Below are 20,356 nucleotides of genomic sequence, written 5' to 3'. Positions count from 1 at the left end.
GGGTTTTGAGACTTTATGCAATTCCATGCAGTGTAAAATAGTAGCGATATATCGTGTTATTTTTGCGCTTTGTGCCACTTGGAAAATTTAAAATCGTCCCATGCGGTGCCATTCGTGCACAAATATGTCATTTTGTTGCAATGTTTTCTGCGCCCAGCAGCCGCTCCAGTTCTTTGAAGAAGAGCGGATGCCCAGAAGTGTACAGCCGGCGCGGTGCGGCCAGCTTCTGCTTGGTGTCCTCCAGATACAGGATCACCGGGATATCACCGTCAAAGATTTCCAGCAGGTTCACCACTTTATCGTACTGGGGGCAGCTGCGGGACGGCAGACGAATGAATACCCGCCGGGCAGCTGTTTTGACAGGGTCCGGGCGGCCTTTGTCCAAGCGAGTCGGGTCGTAGCTGTCGATGGGCAGAATGCTGTCTGCCAGCAGTTTGGAGGCTTCATCCTCCCGCACGGAAAGCCGACCATCGATGACCACAACAGCGTTTTCCTGAATAGCATCCCGGAACCTGTCCAGCACCTTGGGGAACACGATCACCTCCATGGTGCCGGTCAGATCCTCCACACTGGTAAAGGCCATCATGCTGTTGGATTTGGTCGTCATCATGCGGTTTTTGACCACCGCACACACAATGCGCACCTTTTCGCCGTCCTGCACATGGGCATCCTCGCCGGTGAGGTCTTTGATGGTGTGGGAGCCGATGCGGGCAGATTTTTCCCGGTAAGCGTCCAGCGGATGGCCGGACAGGTACAGGCCGCTGACCTCTTTTTCCTGTTGCAACAGCTCGGCAGGAGTGTACTCTGCCAAGGGACGGATCTCGTAGGCATCCTCCTGCGGGCCTTGCTGCACTTCCCCGCTCATTACGGAGAACAGATCCAGCTGCCCCTCCAGATTGCGGCGGGAGTCGGTCTCGATGCTCTTGAGAATGCCCTCTACCGCTTCCACCATGCTGTGGCGGTTAGAGCCAAAGCAGTCAAAGGCACCGGCTTTGATCAGGCTTTCCACCGCGCGGCGGTTCAGCTCGCTGCCGTGCATCCGCTTGCAGAAATCATAAAGGCTTGTGTAGGGCTTTTCCTTACGCTCGGTGACTGCGTTCTCGATGAGGTTGCGGCCTACGTTTTTCACGGCGTTCAGGCCAAAACGGATCTGACCGTTATCATCGGCGGTAAAGCCGCCGTTAGAGATGTTCACGTCCGGCGGCAGCACCTTGATGCCCAGACGAGCGCACTCGCCGGAATACTCAATGACCTTATCCGTATTATCCAGCACGCTGGTGAGCAGTGCTGCCATGAACTGGCTGGGGTAATGGCACTTGAGATAAGCCGTCTGGAATGCCACATAAGCGTAGCAGGCCGCATGGCTCTTGTTGAAGGCGTAGGACGCAAAGCTGGACATTTCGTCGTAGATCTGGTTTGCTACCTGCTCCGGGATGCCATTGGCAACACAGCCCGGGCATTCGTGACCGGGCTCGGTGCAGCCGTGCACAAAATGTTCCCGCTCGGCTTCCATGACGGCGTGCTTCTTTTTGCTCATGGCGCGGCGGACGTTATCTGCCTGCCCGAAGGAGAAGCCTGCCAGCTCCCGGAAGATCTGCATGACCTGCTCCTGATAGACGATGCAGCCGTTGGTCACATCCAGAATATGCGCCAGCTGCGGGGTCTTGTAGCTGATCTTGTCCGGCTCGTGCCGGTTGCGCAGATAGGTAGGAATGGAGTCCATGGGGCCCGGGCGGTACAGGCTGATCAGAGCGATGACATCTTCAAGGTTCTGGGGCTGCAAGCCCACAAGCACCTGCTTCATGCCGGAGGATTCCAGCTGGAACACGCCCTCGGTATCGCCCTGACCCAACATCTTATAGGTATCCGGGTCGTCATAGTCCAGATCACGGATGGAGAACTCCGGGTGCTGCTTTTGCACTGCAACCTCCGCATCCCGGATGACGGTCAGGGTGCGCAAACCCAGAAAGTCCATCTTCAAAAGACCCAGTTCTTCGATCTCGGTCATATTGAACTGGGTCACCGGCAGGCCGTCGTTGGTGGCAAGCGGCAGATAATAATCCGTCGGCTCCGGCGTAATGACCACGCCCGCCGCATGGGTGGAGGCGTGCCGGGGCATACCCTCCACCTTCAGTGCGGTGTCGATGAGCTCGGTCACCTGCGGGTCGGTATCGTAGAGCTTTTTCAGCTCGCTGGAAACCTCCAACGCCCGCTTGAGGGTCATTTTCAGCTCCATGGGCACAAGCTTTGCTACCACGTCCACCTGCTGGTACGGGATGCCCATCACGCGCCCCACATCCCGGATGGCATTGCGGGCGGCCATGGTACCAAAGGTAACGATCTGCGCCACATGATCCGCACCGTATTTGCGGTTGACGTAGTCGATGACCTCCTGTCGGCGCTCGTAGCAGAAGTCCACATCGAAATCCGGCATACTGACGCGCTCGGGGTTCAAAAAGCGCTCGAAGATCAGATTATAGCGGATGGGGTCGATATCCGTGATGCCCACACAGTAGGCAGCAATACTGCCCGCACCGGAGCCGCGTCCCGGCCCCACCGGGATACCCTGACTTTTTGCAAAATTGATATAGTCCCACACGATGAGGTAGTAGTTGGTATAACCCATCGTCTTGACCACGCCGATCTCGTATTTCAGGCGGTCGATGTTGGCCTGCGGCACGTCCGGGCCATAGCGGCGCTCCAAGCCGTCCCAGCAGAGCTTTTCAAAGTAGGCCTGATTGTCCATGCCGTCCGGGGCCTTGTAATAAGGGATTTTGGTGTGGCCGAACTCAAAGTCAAAATTGCACTGCTCGGCGATCTTAGCCGTATTGGCACAGGCTTCCGGCACCATGGAGAACAGCTCGTACATCTCGTCGGTGGTCTTGACGTAGAATTCATCGGTCTGGAACTCCATGCGGTCGGCATCCTGAATGGTCTTGCCGGTCTGGATGCACAGCAGGATGCTCTGCATCTTGGCGTCCTCTTTGCGCAGATAATGGGCGTCGTTGGTGGCTGCCATGGGGATGCCGGTCTCGCGCGAAAGCTTGATAAGCTGCGGCAGAACGGTAGTATCCTCCTTCAGGCCGTGATCCTGCAATTCGATGTAGTAATTCTCTGCACCGAACAGGTCCCGGTACCACAGCGCAGTCGCCTTTGCGCGCTCATAGTCCCCTGCCAGAATGGCCTGCGGGATCTCGCCCGCCAGACAGGCCGAAAGGCAGATCAGTCCCTCGTGGTATTGCTCCAAAAGCTGCTTATCCACACGGGGCTTGGAATAAAAGCCCTCCACAAAACCGGCAGAGACCATTTTGATCAGGTTCTTATAACCGGTCTCGTTTTTGCACAGCAGAATCAGGTGGTTGTTGCCGTCGATTTTATTTACCTTATCAAAGCGGGTACGGGTGGCAACATAGACTTCGCACCCGATGATGGGCTTGATGCCCGCCTTTTTGGCCGCTTTATAAAACTGCACGCAGCCGTACATCACGCCGTGGTCGGTGCAGGCAATGGCGGTCTGTCCACACTCCTTCACCCGCTCCATCAGCTGGTCGATGCGGCAAGCACCGTCCAGTAGGCTGTATTCCGTATGGATATGCAGGTGGGCAAAGGGACGGGTATTTGCGGTGGGTTCACTCATTGTACTGCCTCCTGTCCCTCCTGCTGGCGCTGGCGGAGATTCTCTGCCAGTGCCTCCAGCTTTTTCATCCGGTGCGATAAGCCAGATTTGCTCACAGCCGGGTCAAAGCAGCCACACAGCGCGGTAAGCGAAAGATCCGGGTATTGCAGGCGCTTGGCTGCTGCCTGCTGCAATACCTCCGGCAAAGTCTCCAGTGCGTGCTGCTCCTGCAAATAGCGGATGGCTTTCAGGGTCTGGGCGTTCGCCCGCGCGGTTTTGCCAAGGTTTGCGGTATCGCAGTTGGTCTGCCGGTTGGTCTGGTTGCGCACCTGCTTGAACGCCTTGAGTACGCTGATCTGTGTTGCTGCATCCGCAGCGCCCATAAAGCGGAGCAAACGCTCCACATTGGCACCGGTCTTGACGTAGATCAGGTTCACGCCGTTGCGGCGGGTGCGGTGGGGCGCAAACTCGTGCTCGGCCAGCAGCGCTTCAAAATCCCGGGCGAGGTTCGTCCGGGAGGTGAGAAATTCCAGATTATATTCCTTTTGCGGGTCGGTGACCGTGCCGCTGCACAAAAAGGCCATGGCGATATAGGCGCTGACGCAGGTCTGGCAGCGGATAAGCCCGGGGTCGATCTGCAAGCTGGTCTCCCTGCCGGTGGTGCCGAACAGCTCGTGCAGGCGGGCAACCTGCTCCGCATCGCGGATATTGAACTCGTACAGCACACCGCTGGCGCGTGGCTTTTCCAATATCTCGCCCCGGATGCCGCAGCGGGCGAACAGCTGCTGCGCCAGCTGCACCGTATGGGGTTGCTCGGTTTGCAGCACAAGGCCGCAGGCATCAAAGTATTTGGCAAAGCAGGCAATGCCATAGGCGGCTGCACGCACACAGCATTCCTTGGTGGGGCTGCGCTGCGCGATCTCCTCCCGCGCACTGGATGCAAAACTCATAGTATTTCCTCTGTTTTCAGCGCACGGCATCCCGGTGCTGCACCCCGGGCTCGTAGCCCAGAGAGGTGCAGTATTCCGCAAGCTTGCGTGCGAATGTGATGGAGCGGTGCTTGCCGCCCGTGCAGCCCACCGCGATGGTCAGCTGGCTTTTGCCTTCCTTGACATAAAGCGGCAGGGCGTACTGCAAAAAGTTCTCGTACCGGTGCAGCAGCTCCTGTGCTTCGTGATGACTCATGACAAAATCCACCACTTCCTGATCCAGTCCGGTCTTGTGCTTCAGTTCCGGCACATAGAAGGGGTTTGGCAGGCAGCGCACATCCAGCACAAGATCGGCCTCCGGCGGCAGACCAAACTTGAACCCGAAGGACATGACGGTGAGCCGCATGGCATTTTTTGCCCCGCCGTTTTTTAGAAAGAGATCGCAGATGCGCTCTTTATTCTGGGAGGTAGAGAGCAGACCGGTGTTGATGGTATAGTCTGCGCGGTCTTTCAAAGGCTGTAAGATCTGCCGCTCCTTCAAAAAGGCATCCCGGGTGGAGATGCCCTCTGCAATGCTGATGGGGTGGCGGCGGCGGGTCTCGCTGTAACGGCGCATCAGCACATCGTCCGGTGCATCCAGAAACAGGATCTTATAGGGTGTTTTCTGCTCGTCCAGCTGCTGCAAGGCCGTCTCAATTTGCTCCCTGCTGCGGCAGCCGCGCACGTCCATGGAAAGCGCCACCCGCTCCAGCTGGTTGTCGCCAGCCTTGGAAAACGCCGTAATGCTGGGCAGCAGCCCCGCCGGGACGTTATCGATGCAGAAAAATCCGATATCCTCCAGCGCATTCATAGCCACAGACTTTCCCGCACCGGAAAGTCCGCTGACGATCAATAGCTCCATCTGTATTCCACACTCCCTCTATTCCCGCAGTTCAGCGGACTACGCGGATCTCTTTTTCCAGATCATAGCCGGTCTTTTCTTTTACGATGGCGCGTACTTCCTCGCACAGCGCCAGCACATCGGCACAGGTGGCACCGCCAAGATTTACCACAAAACCGCAGTGCTTCTCGCTGACGGCGGCACCGCCGTGCCGGTAGCCCCGCAGACCGCACTGGTCAATGAGGGCAGCGGCAAAAGCACCCACCGGGCGCTTGAAAGTGCTGCCGGCGCTGGGCTTATCCAGCGGCTGCTTGTCCAGCCGCTTTGCCATCAGTTCGTCCATTTTGGTGCGGATGGCTTCCGGCTCGCCCGGAGTCAGGGCAAACTGCGCCGAGAGGATGCAGCCGCCGTTTTCTTCAAAAATGCTGTGGCGGTAGCGCAGATCAAGTTCTGCTGCCGCAGCCTCTTTTATTTCGCCTTCGGCGGTAAGGTACTGCACTGTGGTCAGCACGTCCTTCATCTCACCGCCGTAAGCACCGGCGTTCATGTAGACCGCGCCGCCCACCGTGCCGGGGATGCCGTAGGCGAATTCCAACCCGGTCAGGCCATGTTCCAGCGCCGTTTTGCACAGCGCCGAGAGCCGCACGCCCGCTCCGGCGGTGAGTTGTGTTCCGTGCACCTCCACAGCGTCCTGCATGGAGGAAATAGACAGCACTGCGCCATTGTAGCCCTCGTCGGCAAACAGGATATTGCTGCCGTTGCCCAGCAAATAATACCGAACGCCCTGCGCCTTGCACAAGGCAACGGCGCGGCAAAGCTGTGCCCGGTCTGTCGGCTGCACGAACAGCCGCGCCGGGCCGCCGATTTTAAAGGTACAATGCGCCGCCAGCGGCTCATTTTCTTTATAAGCAATGTCTGCTGCGGTCAGCAGCTGCTTGAGTTGTTCCATAGGGTCAGGCTCCTTTTTATAGAGAGGTTCAGTCCATTTTGTCATCCAGTCCCAGCCGGATCAGCAGCTCCTTGGCTGCGTTGTAGCCCATCTTCTTCTGGCGGTTATTAATGGCTGCGGTCTCCAGCACCACAGCCAGATTGCGGCCGGGAGAGACCGGGATGCTGGTGCTGGGAATGCTCACGCCCAGAATGTCGTAGTATTCACTTTCCAGACCGGTGCGCTGGTAGTTCTTGGTGGGGTCCCATGCCTCCAACTGCACCACCAGATCCAGACTTTCGCTCAGCTTGACAGCACCCACGCCGTACACACGAGCCACGTTGACGATGCCGATGCCGCGCAGCTCAATGAAGTGGCGGATGTTCTCCGGGGCAGTACCCATGATCTGACGGTTGGACACCTTGCGCAGCTCCACGGCGTCATCTGCCACCAGACGATGGCCGCGCTTGACCAGCTCGATGGCCAGCTCGCTTTTTCCGATGCCGCTGTCGCCAAGGATCAGGATACCCTCGCCATACACCTCCACCAGCACACCGTGCCGGGTGATGCGGGGCGCAAGCTCCAGATTCAGCACGCTGATCAGGCTGCCCATCAGGGTGCAGGTTGTCTCGTTGGAGCGCAGCAGGGCAACCGCGTGCTTCTGCGCCAGCTCCTGCATCTCCGGGAAGGGCGCCAGCTCCTCGCTGCGGCAGACGATGACCGCCGGGGGCTGCTGCCGGAACAGCTGTTCCAGTGCCTCATAGCGCTTTTCTGCCGTCAGACCGGACAGAAAGTTCATCTCTGCCAGACCCATGATCTGCAAGCGGAGCTTATCAAAGTAATCATAATAGCCCGCCAGAAACAGACCCGGGCGGTTGACCTCGGCGATCTCCACGCTGATCTCATCCAGCGCCCGGGGGGTGTATACCACTTCCATGCTGACGCGGTCGGTCAGCGTTTTAAGCGAAACATTGAACGTACCCATCCTGGTTCCTCCTGTATCCTTTTGCCGCGCTGTGCTGCGGGCACTCATATTTCTATTATAATAAAATTTGGCGGCAAATACAACGCCCGGGGCGCTGTTTTTGTACCCACGGCGGGAAACCGACGCTGCATCGCAGCCCGTACACAGGATTTTTACATTTTTCTTACTTTACATGGGTTTTACATTCCGGCGATTTCAGATTTTACATTATTTTTCTATACTTAAAGCACAGGAGAAAAACACGTCAAGATAAAGTGAGGAAAACACTTATGACCATTTTTAATGTCTTTTCGCTGCTGGGAGGTCTGGCCCTGTTTTTGTTCGGTATGGACATCATGGGCAAGGCACTGGAAAAGCAGGCCGGCGGCCAGCTGCAAAAAATTCTCAGCAAACTGACCGATAACCCCCTCAAGGGCTTTTTTCTGGGTCTGTGTGTGACTGCCGTCATCCAGAGTTCCAGCGCTACCACCGTTATGGTGGTGGGTTTTGTCAACAGTGGCATCATGGAGCTGCATCAGGCCATTGGCGTGATCATGGGCAGCAACGTAGGCACTACCGTGACCAGCTGGATCTTGAGTCTTTCCGGTTTGCAGGGCGACAGCCTGTTCATCCAGCTGCTCAAGCCCACTTCTTTCAGCCCGGTGCTTGCATTTATCGGCATTTTGCTGTATATGTGTAAGAGTGAGAAGAAAAAAGGCGTGGGCACTATCCTTATCGGCTTTGCCGTGCTGATGACCGGCATGACCACCATGTCCAACGCGGTGCTGCCGCTGCAAAACGAGGCATGGTTCACCAGTCTGTTCACCCGCTTCTCCAACCCCCTGCTGGGCGTTCTGGTGGGCGCACTGGTCACCGGCATCATCCAGAGCTCCAGCGCCAGCGTGGGCATCCTGCAGGCACTGAGCGCCACCGGTGTCATCACCTATGGCAGTGCCATCCCCATCATCATGGGGCAGAACATCGGTACCTGTGTGACCGCACTGCTGTCCTCGGTGGGTGCGAATAAGAACGCCCGCCGGGCCGCTATGGTGCACCTGTACTTCAACATCATCGGTGTAAGCATCTTCCTGTTCGGATTCTATGGGCTCAACGCCGTCTGCCACTTTGCCTTTGTGAATACCACCATCGAGGCCTGGGGCATTGCAATCGTGCACTCGGTATTCAACATTCTGGCTACCGTCATTCTGCTGCCTTTTGCCACCGGACTGGAAAAGCTGGCCATCCTGACCATTCCCGATTCCCCGGAAAAAGAGGAGTTTGCTCTGCTGGATGACCGTCTGCTGAACACCCCCGCCGTGGCTGTGGAGCGTGCCCGCGCCGCTACTGCCGAAATGGCCGAGCTTGCCCGGGTGGGCGTGGTGCAGGCCATGAGCCTGACCCACGAATGGAACGATGAACTTGCCCAGAAGGTGCGGGATGAGGAGTGCCGGGTGGATCGGTACGAGGACGCACTGGGCACTTATCTGGTCAAGCTGTCCGGCCGGGAGCTGAACCATACCGACAGCCAGAGCGTGAACACCCTGCTGCACACTATCAGTGATTTTGAGCGTATCAGCGACCATTCCGTTAACCTGCTGGAATCTGCCGAGGAGATGCACCAGAAGGAAATCCACTTCTCCAAGGATGCACAGGAGGAGCTGCAGGTGCTGGAGGATGCGGTGCAGGATACCCTGAGCCGCACCACCGATGCCTTCCGCAAGAGCGATCTGCACCTTGCTTCTAAGGTTGAGCCGTTGGAGGCCGTGGTCAACGAGCTGGTGCGTGCCATCAAGGCGCGGCACGTTGCCCGCCTGCAGGCCGGCAGCTGCTCCATCGAGTACGGCTTTGTGCTGGACGATCTGCTGACCAACTACGAGCGTGTGTGCGACCATTGCAGCAACGTGGCAGTTGCGCAGATCGAGGTGGCACAGGACAGCTTTGACACCCACGCTTACCTGAATGACCTGCGCCACGGCAACGACACAAAGGAAAGTGAAGAATTCCACCGCCGTCTGGGCCGCTACCGTGAGCGGTATCTGTTCCCGGACGGACAGACTGCTGAGGAGAACTGAGTTATGATCTATATTGTAGAGGACGATGCTTCCATCCGCGAACTGGAGCAGTACGCCCTGCAATCCAACGGCTACGAGGTGCAGGGCTTTGAGAGTGCAGAGCCCTTCTGGCAGGCCATGCGCGCCGCTGAGCCAGAGCTGGTGATCTTAGACGTAATGCTGCCCGGCGAGGACGGCTTTTCCATCCTGAAAAAGCTGCGCAACACCCCTTCCCTGCGCAAGCTGCCCATCATTATGGTCACTGCAAAATCCAGCGAACTGGACACCGTGCGCGGGCTGGACTGCGGCGCGGATGATTACATTGCAAAGCCCTTTGGCATTATGGAGTTTCTCAGCCGGGTGCGTGTGGCACTGCGGCGCTCTGCCCCGGAGGTAAGACCGGACGTGCTGGTGTTCCATGAAATTCAGCTGAACAACGCCCGCCACAGCGTCACAGTGAACAGCACCCCTGTGGAGCTGACTTACAAGGAATACTGCCTGCTGCGGCTGCTACTGGAAAACAACGGTCTGGTGGTGACCCGCGAGACCATTTTGCAGGTGGTGTGGGGCACCGATATCTCGGTGGAGAGCCGTACCGTGGATATGCACATCCGCACCCTGCGAAAAAAGCTGGGCGATGCGGGGCGTTACATCTGCACCGTGCGCAAGGTAGGCTACAAGCTGACCGATGAGGAGGCCGAAGAAGAATGAAGCTGCGCAGCATGGAAGAAAAGATCAGCTACCGGTTGTTCCTGATGGGCTTTCTGGGGCTTGTATTCACCGCAGCGCTGTGCATTTTTGTGTTCCATAAGGCCTTTACGGCGCAGGCATGGTCGGGGCTTGAGCGCGAGACCGACCTTGTGCGCGCCGGGTACGAGCAGACCGGAGACCCCGCGCAGCTGAGTTCCTTTGTGACCGATGATCTGCGCGTGACGTTGATCAGTCAGGACGGCAGCGTGCTGTTTGAATCTGCCACCGACCAGCCCATGGAGAACCATCTGACCCGCCCGGAGATCCGCGATGCCATTGCAAACGGCGAGGGTCGGGACATCCGCGACTCCCAGACCATGGGCTACGAGACCTATTATTATGCGCTCCGGCTTTCCGGCGGGGATGTGCTGCGCGTGGCACAGGACGCCGAGACCGTGTGGTCCATCTATGATGCCACCATTCCTGCCATCGTACTGAGCTGTGTGGCGCTGATGCTGGCCGCTGCAGTGCTGGCAGCCCTGTTGACCAAAGCTCTGGTGCAGCCGGTGCTGAACATGACCGAGGATCTGGATCACATTCAGGAAAACGTGCCCTACCGGGAACTGATTCCTTTTGCGGAAAGCATCCATTCTGACCGCATTCTGCGGGAGAACAACGAGAAGATGCGGCAGGAGTTTACCGCCAACGTCAGCCACGAGCTCAAGACCCCGCTGACCAGCATTTCCGGCTACGCAGAGCTGATCGAGACCGGCATTGCAAAGCCGGAGGATGTGCCGGATTTCGGCCGTAAGATCCACAGCGAGGCCACCCGCATGATCCAGCTGGTCAACGATATTTTGCAGCTTTCCAAGCTGGATACCGTAAGCGAGACCGGAGACGCCCCGGTGATGGAAACGGTAGACCTTTTGGAGGTTGTCAAGGAGTGCGTGGAGCGCCAGAAACTGAACGCCCGCCGTGCGTATATCTCCCTGACCTATTTGGGCGAGAGCGCCCCGGTGCTTGGCAGCCGCGCGCTGCTGGATGAACTGTGCCAGAACCTGTGCGACAATGCCATCCGCTACAACCGCCCGGGCGGCAAGGTGCAAATCATTACCGCCTGCAGCCGGGACGGGCACTGCTCCCTGACCGTAACGGATAACGGCATCGGCATCCCGCGGGAAGCACAGGCCAGCGTGTTCGAGCGCTTTTACCGGGTGGATAAGAGCCGCAGCAAGGCCACCGGCGGCACCGGGCTTGGGCTTGCCATCGTCAAGCACATTGCCCGTATCCACAACGCCCGCATCAAGCTGGAAAGTCAGGTGGACGTTGGCACCACCATCACGATCACCTTTCCTACCGCCTCTTAATACAGCATGAAATGCACGTCTGTCCGCCATTGCGGGCAGGCGTTTTTTGTTGGGTCAAAGTTTGCGCCGCTGCCATCCCGCAGCGTTGCCCGGGCCTGCAGGTGTAGCGCATCCACGCCCTGCTGCCAGCAGCTTTGCAAAAGCGCGGCACACTGCGCCGCAAGCTGTTGCTGCTGCGCCTGCGTGGGCAATGGGCTGTGGGCGGCACGTTGGCAGTCCAGCCGCACAAGCACCTGCCCCTTTTGCAGGGTGACCGAAACGGTGCAGCGCCGGATGCCGATGCGCTCCCCTTCCAGCCAGAGCTGCCGGGTGCCACCCTGCCCGGCAAGCAGCCGGAAAACCTCGGCCTGCTCCGGGGACAAGGGTATATTAGCCGCCACGGTATGCAGAACGCCGCCCTCCTGTATCGTCACCTCTTCCGCGCTCCACCGGAGAACAGGCAGAAGCCCCGGCTCTGTGTGCTGATACAGACGGGGCGCGGTGGGCGCGGCAGCCTTTAGCTGTGCCATCAGAGCATCCGGCAGGGCGGCCCGTGTGGCAAGGTGGTCTATCTCTCCTTCTGCGCAAAGCAGCCTTGCCGCCGTGCGTCCGCAGCCGCGCCGCAGCACCAGCTGCTCGTACTCTGTTAGTAATGGCTCTTCCGCTTTTGGCAGCAGCAGGTAATCACACAGGCGATAGCTTGCGGTTTGGGGCAGTGCCTGCTCTGCCGCATCCAGTGCCCGCTCCATCGTTTGGCCCTCTGCCTGCACAAACTGCAATGCGGCAGAGGCATCGGCGGCATCGGCGGCGGCCTGCGGTGCCTGATAGAGCAGCCCTGCCTGATACCCCTGTTCGGTCTGTGCCAGATACACCGCCCGCACCATGCTTTTCTCGGTGCTTTCGCAGCGCAGGAACAAAAAGCACCACCCCGTCAACAGCAAATACAGCAGCGGCTTGCAAGATTTCTGTTTTCTCATGGCTGCACCTCGGCTTCCGGCTGCTGCCAAAGCAAGCGGATGGCAGTGCACAGCATGGACGCCCGGTAGACGGCACACAGCAGCCACAGCAGCAAAAGCAGCGCATCCATGCGGGAAAAGCTTCCGCTGCTCCACGCCCGCAGCAGCTCCAGCCGAGGGTATGCGCCGCTGCCAAACAGCAAAGCACTGCCCATCAAAGCCGCCGCCTGCACCGCAAAGCCCCATACCGGCAACCAGACCGTGCGGCGCGCCGACCGGGCGCTGCACAGAAGGGCTCCGGCAAAGTATTCTGCGTAGACCGGCACGCTACAGCCTGCTGCGGCCGGCTGTGTCGTGGTGAACAGCCGGTACCAGTGCAGTTGACCGGCAAGCCCCAGCAGACAGACCACGCCGCCCACGGCTACAAACCACCACAGCACCCGCGCCGAGGCATTCCAGCTTGCGGGACGGATGCGCCACCCCGCCCAGAGCAGCAGCGGCAGAAAGCCCAGCAGCGCCATGGAGGAAAACTCTGCCGTGCACAGCCCTTGTGCCTGCACGAGGGTGTGCACCAGTCCCATAAAAAAGCCGGCTGTCAGTGCCAGCCGTACCGCCAAGGAGGGTGCTTTATCCCGCAGCGCCGCTGCTGCCAGCGCCGAAAGAATGCACAGGCACACCGTGCTGACTGCGCCCAGCCACAGCGCCCGACGCACCGGGACGCTCTGCGGGATGCCGTCTGCCAGTGCTGTGGTGACCACGCTGAGCGTCAGCGCCGCCGGGGTAAAACGTTCTGTGTGCTGTTTCATGACTGCTTTCTCCCCCTCTCCCGTTTTTGCCAGATATTGAACCCGTGCCGGGACAGCTGTCGGTAGTTGCGGCGCAGAACGCCGTCCTCAGAGAACGGCTGCTGCGGGAAGGGGTGCGGCGCAAGATACGGCACACCCAATGCTTCGGTGCTGACGATGCTGAGCAGAAAGCCGAAAAACGCCGCTGCCAGCCCTACCGGTCCGGCAAGCCCCGCCAGCAGCACCGTGCCGATGCGCAGCAGGGTGGCAGGCTCGTACAGGCCCGGGGTGACAAAGACTGCAATGGCGGTAATACTTGCAACAAAGATGACCGGGGTGCTCATGAGCCCGGTGGCAATGGCGGCATCGCCAATGATGAGCGCCGACACCAGACTGACCGAGTGCCCCAGTGACTGCGGCATCCGCAGCCCGGCCTCCCGGATGATCTCTAAGATCAGGATCACCAGCAGCATCTCGGCAAACAGGGGCAGCGGGGTGGCCTTTTCGGCTGCTTCGATCTTATACAGCAGCTGCGGGGGCAGCAGCTCCGGCAGATACACCGCCACGCACACAAACACCCCCGGCAAAAACACCGTAAGATAAAAGGAAACGTACTTCAGCACCCGCAGAAAAGAGGAAAAGGCAGCTGTAGAGGCATAGTCGTCCAGACATTCGAACTGCTCGCTGAACAGCGCGGGCAGCACCAGTGCTGAGGGGCTGCCGTTGACCAAAATTACCAGCTTGCCCTCGCAGAGCTTTGCGGCAGCGACCGCCGGGCGCTCGGTGTAGTGCACCGGGGTGAACAGCCGCGCCTTGCCGGGCAGCAGCCACGGTACAAAATAGCTGGAATCCAGCAGCAGCTCCGGCCGTGCGCTTTGCAAAATGGCGCGCACCCGGCGCACCATGGCGGGGTCGGCACGGTCCTTGCAGTAGCAAAGAGCGTACTCGGTATTGCAGCAAGTGTGCGCCTGTGCAGCCTCCTGCATAAGGGTATCGGTACGGACAAGGCGGCGCAGAAGGCTCAGGTTCACCCGCAGAAGGTCGGTAAAGCCTTCCCTGCTGCCGCGCAGGTTGCCCTCGGCGGATGGTTCTTCTACGGAGCGGAACTTGAGCCCCTGTACCGAAAAAACGATACCGCTGCTGCAGCCCTCTAAAAGCAGCACCGCCATGCCCGCCGTCAGCCGCGCTACGAGCTGCGGCATATCCTGCACCGGAGTGCTCTCGGCCGGAAACGCCGAGCCGTGCAGGATATGCGCATAGGCCTGTGCACCGGTAAGGCGGACAGAAGCAGACTGCCGCCCGGCGGCGTCCAGCAACAGCTCCCAGAGCGAATCCAAGCTTGCCATGCCGTCAAACATTACGATGCACCCCGGGCAGCCGTACAAAACGATCTTCTTCGCATAATAATCTGCCGATTTGCCAAACCTAGCATCAAGCGCGGACAGGTTTTCCGCAAGGCTTTGCGAAAGCTGCTGCACATCCATCACTCCTTTGTGTGTGCAGTATACCCGCTTTGCCGCAACGGAATACGCGCGCACACCGCACCGGGAGGGTTTGTGCATGAAACTGCTGCTTTGCCGCACTATTATTTTGTATCTCTGCGTTTTGTTTGCCATGCGGCTGATGGGCAAGCGCCAGCTGGGAGAATTGCAGCCGGAGGAGCTGGTATCCACCATCCTGATCTCCAATCTGGCATCCATCTCCATTGAATCAGAAGATGTGCCCATCACTGCCAGTCTGATCCCGCTATTTCTTATTGCGGCGCTGGAGCTGCTGGGTTCAGTGGTGAGCTTCCGCAGCCAGAAGTTCTTCAATTTTCTCTCCGGGCGTCCCAAAACGGTGATTCTGGACGGAAAGATCGATCAAAACGCTTTGCGGATGCTGCGGCTGACCACCGCAGACCTGATGGAGGCGCTGCGCGGCAAGGATATCTTTGACCCGCGCAGGGTATCCTACGCTGTCATTGAAACAAACGGCACGCTGTCGGCGGCGCTGCGCCCGGAGCAGGAAGCAGCCACCCTCTCCGATTTACAGTTGAAAGTACAGCAGACACAGGCCACCATTCCCTTTGTGCTGGACGGACAGGTGCTGGAGGATAATCTGCACTGGTGCGGCAAGGACCGTGCGTGGCTGGAACGCACCGCCACGGCAAACACGGTGCTGCCACAGGAGATTTTACTGCTTATCGGCAACGAGACCGAGGACTATTTTCTGCTGAAAAAGGAAGGCCGTCAGCCGGGAGGAAAACGATGAAGCGGATCTATGCGTGTATCCTGATCGTGGCGGCGCTGCTGGGGATATCTCTTTACAGCAGCGGACGGGTGCAGGGCTTTGCACAGGACATCTCAGCTGACTTGGACTGTGCTCTTGAGGCTGTACGGCAGAAGGACTTTGCCACCGCGCGGCAGGCACTTGCCGAGGGTGCAGAGCTGTGCGACACCATGCGGGAAACTATGAGCCATCTGCTGCGCACGGCCGACTACACGGAACTGGAAGCCGCGCTGCGGGCGGCAGACGGATACCTTGAGCAGCAAGCCACCGAGGAGGCGCTGGGCGAGCTGCGCCGCGCACAGGTAGAGGTGGAGCGGCTGGAGTGGCTTGCCCGACGGCTGGTTTAAGATGAACAAAAAAGGACACTGCACAGTGTTTCGTGCAGTGTCTTTTTTTTGGGGGGGGGAGATAACCATTTTGAATATTCTCCGCTTACGCTCTGGATATTATCAGCGGAAAGACTATATTTATTTTTTACGCTTGTCGCGTCCTACGGGCCGCGACAAGCAATTTTTTCACAACAAAAACAGACCGAGAGACACCCAAAAGCATCTCTCGGTCTTAAATTATAGTTTACTGGTTTTCCTTGCGGTCGCCCACAAGCTTTTTCAGTTCGTCAAGGAAGCTTTCCACGTCCGCAAACTGGCGGTAGACCGAGGCAAAGCGGATATAGGCCACCTCGTCGATCTTTTTCAGTTCCTCCATGGTCAGCTCGCCGATGCGCACGCTGGGGATCTCGCGGTCGTAGGAACTGAACAGGGACTGCTCGATGCTGCTGACAGCACGTTCCAGCGTTTCGTAGCTGACAGGACGCTTGGCACAGGCGCGCAGCATGGCGTTGAACAGCTTCTGCCGGTCAAAGGGTTCGCGGGAGTTATCCTTTTTGATGACCACCAGCGGCACTGTTTCCACCACCTCGTAGGTGGTAAAACGCATGTGGCAGTTCAGGCACTCGCGGCGGCGGCGGATGCGCTCGTTATCTTCAGTCGGGCGGGAGTCGATCACCTTGGATTCCTCCGCACCGCAATAAGGGCACTTCATCGTTTGTTCCTCCGCCTCAGTTTTTCTTTTTGCTGCGCTCGCTCCACAGCACCCATGCCGAGGTGGAAACGCACAGAGAGGTGTACACACCGCTGATCATACCCATCATCAGGGGGAATGCAAAGGTAAAGATGCTGTCCAGACCATAGAGCTTTGCCACGATGCACATCACACCCAGTGCCATCACGGTGGTGATGGTGGTGATCAGGGTACGGCGGGCAGACTGGTTGACCGACTGGTTGACCAGCTCCTCAAAGCTGCCCTTTTTGCCCATAAGAGCGCGGTTCTCACGGATACGGTCGTACACCACAACGGTATCGTTAATGGAGTAGCCGAGGATGGTGAGCATGGCGGCGATAAAGTTGCCGTCCAGTGCGGTGCGCAGCAGCACAAAGGTGCCAAACACCACCATCAGGTCGTTGACCAGCGCCAGCACTGCCATCATACCGCCGGTCAGACCGCCGATGTTCTTGAAGCGCAGGGCGATATACAACAGAATGAGCACCAGTGCAAACACCACAGCTACCAGACTCTTCTGCAGGAACTTGGTGCCCATGGCTGCGCTGACATTGCTCAGGGACAGCTGGGCAAACTGGTTATCCGGGTAGTTCTCATTCAAGGAATCCAGCAGGTTCTCCACCTGCTCGGTGGTCACAGTCTCGGTGCCGGGCATGGAGATCTTTAAAGTCTGGTCGCCGGTGGCTACGTTCTCGCCGGTCTGCAGGGTCAGACCGGTGTTTTCCAGCGCAGCAGCAGCGGTCTTTTGCACAGCGGCTTGGTCAAAGCTGCCCTCGTAGGACAGGGTAACCATAGCACCGCCGGTGAACTCGGTATCCAGATGCACACCGAACACTGCGGCGCACAGCAGGATGACTGCCATCAGGCAGGCGGAGAAGGTCAGGAACTTTTTGCGCAGGGATACGAAATCCACCGGCTTCTTTTCTGCCTTCTCCTGCCCGGGCTTTGCAGCACCGTACAGCCACGGATTGCGCAGTGCCTTGATGGCAGCTGCGCCGCGGATCATGACACGGGTAGCGAATACGCCAAACACGAAGTTCAGCAGCACGCCGGTAAGCAGCGTATAGCCGAAGGCGTAGATGGTGCCTGCGGTAGAGGGTCCGAAGGCGAAGAACACAAAGTGCAGTGCCTTGGCAAACAGGCCATCCGAGGGGCCGAAGGCACCCATGAGCACAATGGCCACGATGACGATGGTCACGTTGCCGTCAATGATAGGGGTCAGGCCGCGGGCAAAGCCGCTCTTCAGCGCGCCGTCCAGAGATTTGCCGTTTTTCAGCTCCTCCTTGATGCGCTCGGCGGTGATAACGTTGGCATCCACACCCATACCGATAGCCAGAATGATACCTGCAATACCGGGCAAGGTCAGGGTAAAGCTTTCAAACACCGGGAAATAGCCGGATACAAAGGCCAGCGTAGCCGCCACCTGACCGGCCAGCGCGATGCAGGCCAGAAAGCCCGGCAGACGGTACAGCACCGTCATGAACACCACGATGAGGGCAAAAGCGATCAGGCCGGCCAGCACCATGGCGCCAAGGCTGTTTTCGCCCAGACTGGGGCTTACGGTGGAGTAGCTGTCCACGCTCAAAGCAAAGGGCAGTGCACCGGAGTTGATCTGGCGTGCCATCTTGACCACGGCATCCTGCGTAAAGGGATTGGACGCCGAGCTGGTGATGATAGCCTGTCCATCGGTAATGGCGGTGTTGACGGTGGCGGTGCTCACGTTCTCGTCGTCCAGCCAGATGCTGATGCTGCCCTTATCGGCGGCCAGTTTGGTGGTAGCATCGCCAAAGGCCTTGGCACCCTCGGTGGTGAACTTAAGGGCAACGTAATACTCAGAGCTGCCGCCGTTGCTCACAGCGCCGTACTGCGCCGAGGCGCTTTCGACCATGGAGCCGTCCAAAATCAGCTCGCCGTCCTTGCTGGCTCCCTCACGGAAGGTCAGGTAGGCAGTGGTGCCGATCTCCTGAATGGCAGACTCGGGGTCAAAATCCGTCTCGCCGGACTGCCACGGGAATTCCAGAATCAGGCTGTCGGAGTTGTTGTCCACATATAGCTCGTAGTCGGTCACGTTCAACGCGACCAGACGGTTCTCGATGACCAGACGGGCGGCATCCAGCTGCTCGTCCGTTGCATCGTAGCCATCCGAGGGCACAAAGGTGACGTTGACGCCGCCCTTGATATCCACACCAAAGCGGATATCCTTTGCACCCTTGATATAGGTGGTGGTCACATCGCCGTATTTTGCAGCCACGCCAAAAAAGGCGGTGTAGACAAACACAACGATCAGCAGCGCGGTAACGACCAGCTGCCATGCTTTGCCTTTTGTTTTCATAAGTCGGGAACCTCCAAAAGCGGCGGCTGTGCAGCCGCAGCCGTTTTTGTTGTGAACCGCAAGTTTTGCCGACGGTTCCTCTCCTCACAGAGCAGCCGTCGTGCCGACCTTTCTGTGATAAAACTCCCCTGCCAGCCCTGCAAAGAGCCCCGCAGAGGAGAATATACAAATTATTTCAAGCCTTAGGCCATATCAGCCAGCAGCTTTTCCACAACGGCCAGACGCACGCAGACGCACAGCAGCTCGGAAGCGGTCTCCACCTCGTCCAGACTGGGGTAAGTGGGGGCAATGCGCAGATGAGAATCCTGCGGGTCCTTGTGGTACGGATAAGCAGAGCCTGCACCGGTCAGCACCAGACCTGCATCCTTACACAGTTCTGCCACGCGCTTGGCGCAGCCGGGCATGACATACAGGCTGATGAAGTAGCCGCCCTTGGGGTTGGTCCAGTGGGCAATATCGCCGCAGGGGGTGAGGTTGGCGGCAAAGGCGGTCTTGACGGCATCGAAGCAGGGCACCAGACGGCGGCGGTGCTTTGCCATGTGTGCCAGAACGCCCTCCTTGTTCTTCAGGAAGCGGACATGGCGCAGCTGGTTCATCTTATCGTAGCTGATGATCATCACTGAAAAGCGCTTGCACATATACTTCATGCTGTTGTCGCTGCATGCAATGGCAGAAACACCGGCACCCGGGAAGGTGATTTTGCTGGTGGAAGTGAACATAAACACGCGATCCTGCGTGCCGTACTTCTTGCTCACATTCAGCAGAACGGGGGTCTCGATGATCTCCTCGGTCAGGTGGTGGACGATGTAGGCCTCATCCCAGAAGATCTTGAAATCCGGGGCGGCGGTCTTCATCTTGGCAAAGCGCTCGATGGTCTCATCGCTGTAGGTGTAGCCATCGGGGTTGGAGTACTGCGGCACGCACCAGATACCCTTGATGGTATCGTCCTCAGCCACCAGCTTTTCCACAACGTCCATATCGGGGCCGTTAGGGGTCATGGGCACGCTGATGAGCTCAAAGCCGAACTCCTCGGTAATAGCAAAGTGACGGTCATAGCCGGGCACCGGGCAGAGGAACTTGCGCTTCTCCACCTGAGACCAGGGGCAGGGAGACTCCGGGAAGCCGAACACATAGCCGATGTTGATGAGGTTGTACATCAGCTGCAGGCTGGAGTTGCCGCCCACGAATACCTCGTTGGGCTTTACGCCGAACACATCTGCAAACAGGGCGCGTGCCTCGCTCAGACCCTCCAGCTCGCCGTAGTTGCGGGCATCGGTGCCTGCATCCGTGGTGTAGTCGGTCATCTTCAGCAGGTCCATTGCCAGATCCATCTGGTGGGGGCCGGGCTTACCGCGTGCCATGTTCAGCTTCAGACCCTTTGCCTGAAACTCTTTATAAGCCTGTTCCAGCGCTGCCTTTTCAGCGGTCAGCGCAGCGCGATCCATCTCGTGATAATTTGCCATTGAAAACACACTCCTTTATAGTACTTCCTATTACCCGATTCTATGGCTCGTCTTTTGCGGTATGCCCCTGCCAGAGAACACACGCC

16 protein-coding genes are annotated in these 20,356 nt (G+C 58.5%); 5 read left to right on the top strand and 11 right to left on the bottom strand.

Annotated features, from left to right (window positions below):
* Positions 1 to 127: 127 nt before the first annotated feature.
* Genes MTP36_RS07825 through hprK form a run of 5 tightly spaced genes read right to left on the bottom strand, consistent with a single transcriptional unit; the run spans position 128 to position 7,338 of the window.
* Positions 128 to 3,637: a DNA polymerase III subunit alpha gene (locus tag MTP36_RS07825; RefSeq protein WP_249254381.1), complete on the bottom strand. Its 3,510-nt coding sequence runs from the start codon at positions 3,635 to 3,637 to the stop codon at positions 128 to 130.
* Entirely contained in the window at positions 3,634 to 4,566 is a 933-nt protein-coding gene (gene whiA / locus MTP36_RS07820; RefSeq protein ID WP_249254380.1) for a DNA-binding protein WhiA, read from the bottom strand. Before whiA ends, MTP36_RS07825 begins: the two co-directional genes overlap by 4 nt.
* A 16-nt stretch (positions 4,567 to 4,582) precedes the next feature.
* On the bottom strand, positions 4,583 to 5,446 hold the full coding sequence (rapZ, locus tag MTP36_RS07815) for an RNase adapter RapZ (protein WP_249254379.1): 864 nt from the start codon (positions 5,444 to 5,446) through the stop codon (positions 4,583 to 4,585).
* A gap of 31 nt (positions 5,447 to 5,477) precedes the next feature.
* Positions 5,478 to 6,374: a UDP-N-acetylmuramate dehydrogenase gene (gene murB / locus MTP36_RS07810; protein ID WP_249254378.1), complete on the bottom strand. Its 897-nt coding sequence runs from the start codon at positions 6,372 to 6,374 to the stop codon at positions 5,478 to 5,480.
* Between the two features lie 28 nt (positions 6,375 to 6,402).
* Positions 6,403 to 7,338 carry an HPr(Ser) kinase/phosphatase gene (hprK, locus tag MTP36_RS07805; RefSeq protein ID WP_015538538.1) on the bottom strand — a complete coding sequence of 312 codons (936 nt, stop codon included), beginning with the start codon at positions 7,336 to 7,338 and terminating at the stop codon, positions 6,403 to 6,405.
* 269 nt (positions 7,339 to 7,607) lie between these two features.
* Here hprK and MTP36_RS07800 point away from each other — a divergent pair, with 269 nt between their 5' ends.
* The 3 genes from MTP36_RS07800 to MTP36_RS07790 are packed head-to-tail and all read left to right on the top strand — an operon-like array spanning position 7,608 to position 11,425.
* Entirely contained in the window at positions 7,608 to 9,389 is a 1,782-nt protein-coding gene (locus MTP36_RS07800; RefSeq protein ID WP_249254377.1) for a Na/Pi cotransporter family protein, read from the top strand.
* Between the two features lie 3 nt (positions 9,390 to 9,392).
* Positions 9,393 to 10,079, top strand: a complete 687-nt coding sequence (locus tag MTP36_RS07795) for a response regulator transcription factor (protein ID WP_249254376.1) — start codon at positions 9,393 to 9,395, stop codon at positions 10,077 to 10,079.
* Positions 10,076 to 11,425, top strand: coding sequence for a sensor histidine kinase (locus MTP36_RS07790; protein WP_249254375.1), 1,350 nt, complete (start codon positions 10,076 to 10,078; stop codon positions 11,423 to 11,425). Before MTP36_RS07795 ends, MTP36_RS07790 begins: the two co-directional genes overlap by 4 nt.
* Here MTP36_RS07790 and MTP36_RS07785 read toward each other — a convergent pair.
* Genes MTP36_RS07785 through MTP36_RS07775 form a run of 3 tightly spaced genes read right to left on the bottom strand, consistent with a single transcriptional unit; the run spans position 11,422 to position 14,707 of the window.
* Positions 11,422 to 12,381 (bottom strand): hypothetical protein, encoded by a 960-nt coding sequence (locus MTP36_RS07785; RefSeq protein WP_249254374.1) that lies wholly within the window; start codon positions 12,379 to 12,381, stop codon positions 11,422 to 11,424. The two genes, MTP36_RS07790 and MTP36_RS07785, sit on opposite strands and share 4 nt — an antisense overlap.
* A complete protein-coding gene (locus MTP36_RS07780) occupies positions 12,378 to 13,166 on the bottom strand; it encodes a hypothetical protein (protein ID WP_249254373.1) in 789 nt (262 codons plus the stop codon). Before MTP36_RS07780 ends, MTP36_RS07785 begins: the two co-directional genes overlap by 4 nt.
* Entirely contained in the window at positions 13,163 to 14,707 is a 1,545-nt protein-coding gene (locus tag MTP36_RS07775; protein WP_249254372.1) for a spore germination protein, read from the bottom strand. The genes MTP36_RS07780 and MTP36_RS07775 overlap by 4 nt, the downstream gene beginning before the upstream one ends.
* Between MTP36_RS07775 and MTP36_RS07770 the strand changes: the two genes are divergently transcribed.
* Both MTP36_RS07770 and MTP36_RS07765 read left to right on the top strand, forming a co-directional pair.
* Positions 14,706 to 15,398 (top strand): DUF421 domain-containing protein, encoded by a 693-nt coding sequence (locus MTP36_RS07770; RefSeq protein ID WP_249254371.1) that lies wholly within the window; start codon positions 14,706 to 14,708, stop codon positions 15,396 to 15,398. The genes MTP36_RS07775 and MTP36_RS07770 overlap by 2 nt on opposite strands.
* Positions 15,395 to 15,763, top strand: a complete 369-nt coding sequence (locus MTP36_RS07765; protein ID WP_249254370.1) for a DUF4363 family protein — start codon at positions 15,395 to 15,397, stop codon at positions 15,761 to 15,763. The genes MTP36_RS07770 and MTP36_RS07765 overlap by 4 nt, the downstream gene beginning before the upstream one ends.
* Positions 15,764 to 15,989: 226 nt before the next feature.
* Here the strand turns inward: MTP36_RS07765 and nrdR are convergent, their stop codons facing one another.
* The 3 genes from nrdR to MTP36_RS07750 form a co-directional block, all read right to left on the bottom strand.
* Positions 15,990 to 16,457 (bottom strand): transcriptional regulator NrdR, encoded by a 468-nt coding sequence (gene nrdR, locus MTP36_RS07760; protein ID WP_112120722.1) that lies wholly within the window; start codon positions 16,455 to 16,457, stop codon positions 15,990 to 15,992.
* Positions 16,458 to 16,473: 16 nt separating this feature from the next.
* Positions 16,474 to 18,807: a protein translocase subunit SecF gene (gene secF, locus MTP36_RS07755; RefSeq protein WP_249254369.1), complete on the bottom strand. Its 2,334-nt coding sequence runs from the start codon at positions 18,805 to 18,807 to the stop codon at positions 16,474 to 16,476.
* A gap of 182 nt (positions 18,808 to 18,989) precedes the next feature.
* The gene (locus MTP36_RS07750; protein ID WP_249254368.1) at positions 18,990 to 20,270 is read right to left on the bottom strand and encodes an aminotransferase; all 1,281 of its coding nucleotides are present in this window, start codon (positions 20,268 to 20,270) and stop codon (positions 18,990 to 18,992) included.
* Positions 20,271 to 20,356: the final 86 nt, after the last annotated feature.

This window comes from Faecalibacterium sp. I4-1-79 (genome assembly GCF_023347235.1).
In the GTDB taxonomy this organism is placed as follows: domain Bacteria; phylum Bacillota; class Clostridia; order Oscillospirales; family Ruminococcaceae; genus Faecalibacterium; species Faecalibacterium tardum.
This window is presented reverse-complemented; position numbering and strand designations above follow the sequence as displayed.

Bases quoted from the DNA above. Each gene is read 5' to 3' on its own strand.
- MTP36_RS07825 (WP_249254381.1), bottom strand. From the start codon at position 3,637: ATGAGTGAACCCACCGCAAATACCCGTCCCTTTGCCCACCTGCATATC.
- whiA (WP_249254380.1), bottom strand. From the start codon at position 4,566: ATGAGTTTTGCATCCAGTGCGCGGGAGGAGATCGCGCAGCGCAGCCCC.
- rapZ (WP_249254379.1), bottom strand. From the start codon at position 5,446: ATGGAGCTATTGATCGTCAGCGGACTTTCCGGTGCGGGAAAGTCTGTG.
- murB (WP_249254378.1), bottom strand. From the start codon at position 6,374: ATGGAACAACTCAAGCAGCTGCTGACCGCAGCAGACATTGCTTATAAA.
- hprK (WP_015538538.1), bottom strand. From the start codon at position 7,338: ATGGGTACGTTCAATGTTTCGCTTAAAACGCTGACCGACCGCGTCAGC.
- MTP36_RS07800 (WP_249254377.1), top strand. From the start codon at position 7,608: ATGACCATTTTTAATGTCTTTTCGCTGCTGGGAGGTCTGGCCCTGTTT.
- MTP36_RS07795 (WP_249254376.1), top strand. From the start codon at position 9,393: ATGATCTATATTGTAGAGGACGATGCTTCCATCCGCGAACTGGAGCAG.
- MTP36_RS07790 (WP_249254375.1), top strand. From the start codon at position 10,076: ATGAAGCTGCGCAGCATGGAAGAAAAGATCAGCTACCGGTTGTTCCTG.
- MTP36_RS07785 (WP_249254374.1), bottom strand. From the start codon at position 12,381: ATGAGAAAACAGAAATCTTGCAAGCCGCTGCTGTATTTGCTGTTGACG.
- MTP36_RS07780 (WP_249254373.1), bottom strand. From the start codon at position 13,166: ATGAAACAGCACACAGAACGTTTTACCCCGGCGGCGCTGACGCTCAGC.
- MTP36_RS07770 (WP_249254371.1), top strand. From the start codon at position 14,706: ATGAAACTGCTGCTTTGCCGCACTATTATTTTGTATCTCTGCGTTTTG.
- MTP36_RS07775 (WP_249254372.1), bottom strand. From the start codon at position 14,707: ATGCACAAACCCTCCCGGTGCGGTGTGCGCGCGTATTCCGTTGCGGCA.
- MTP36_RS07765 (WP_249254370.1), top strand. From the start codon at position 15,395: ATGAAGCGGATCTATGCGTGTATCCTGATCGTGGCGGCGCTGCTGGGG.
- nrdR (WP_112120722.1), bottom strand. From the start codon at position 16,457: ATGAAGTGCCCTTATTGCGGTGCGGAGGAATCCAAGGTGATCGACTCC.
- secF (WP_249254369.1), bottom strand. From the start codon at position 18,807: ATGAAAACAAAAGGCAAAGCATGGCAGCTGGTCGTTACCGCGCTGCTG.
- MTP36_RS07750 (WP_249254368.1), bottom strand. From the start codon at position 20,270: ATGGCAAATTATCACGAGATGGATCGCGCTGCGCTGACCGCTGAAAAG.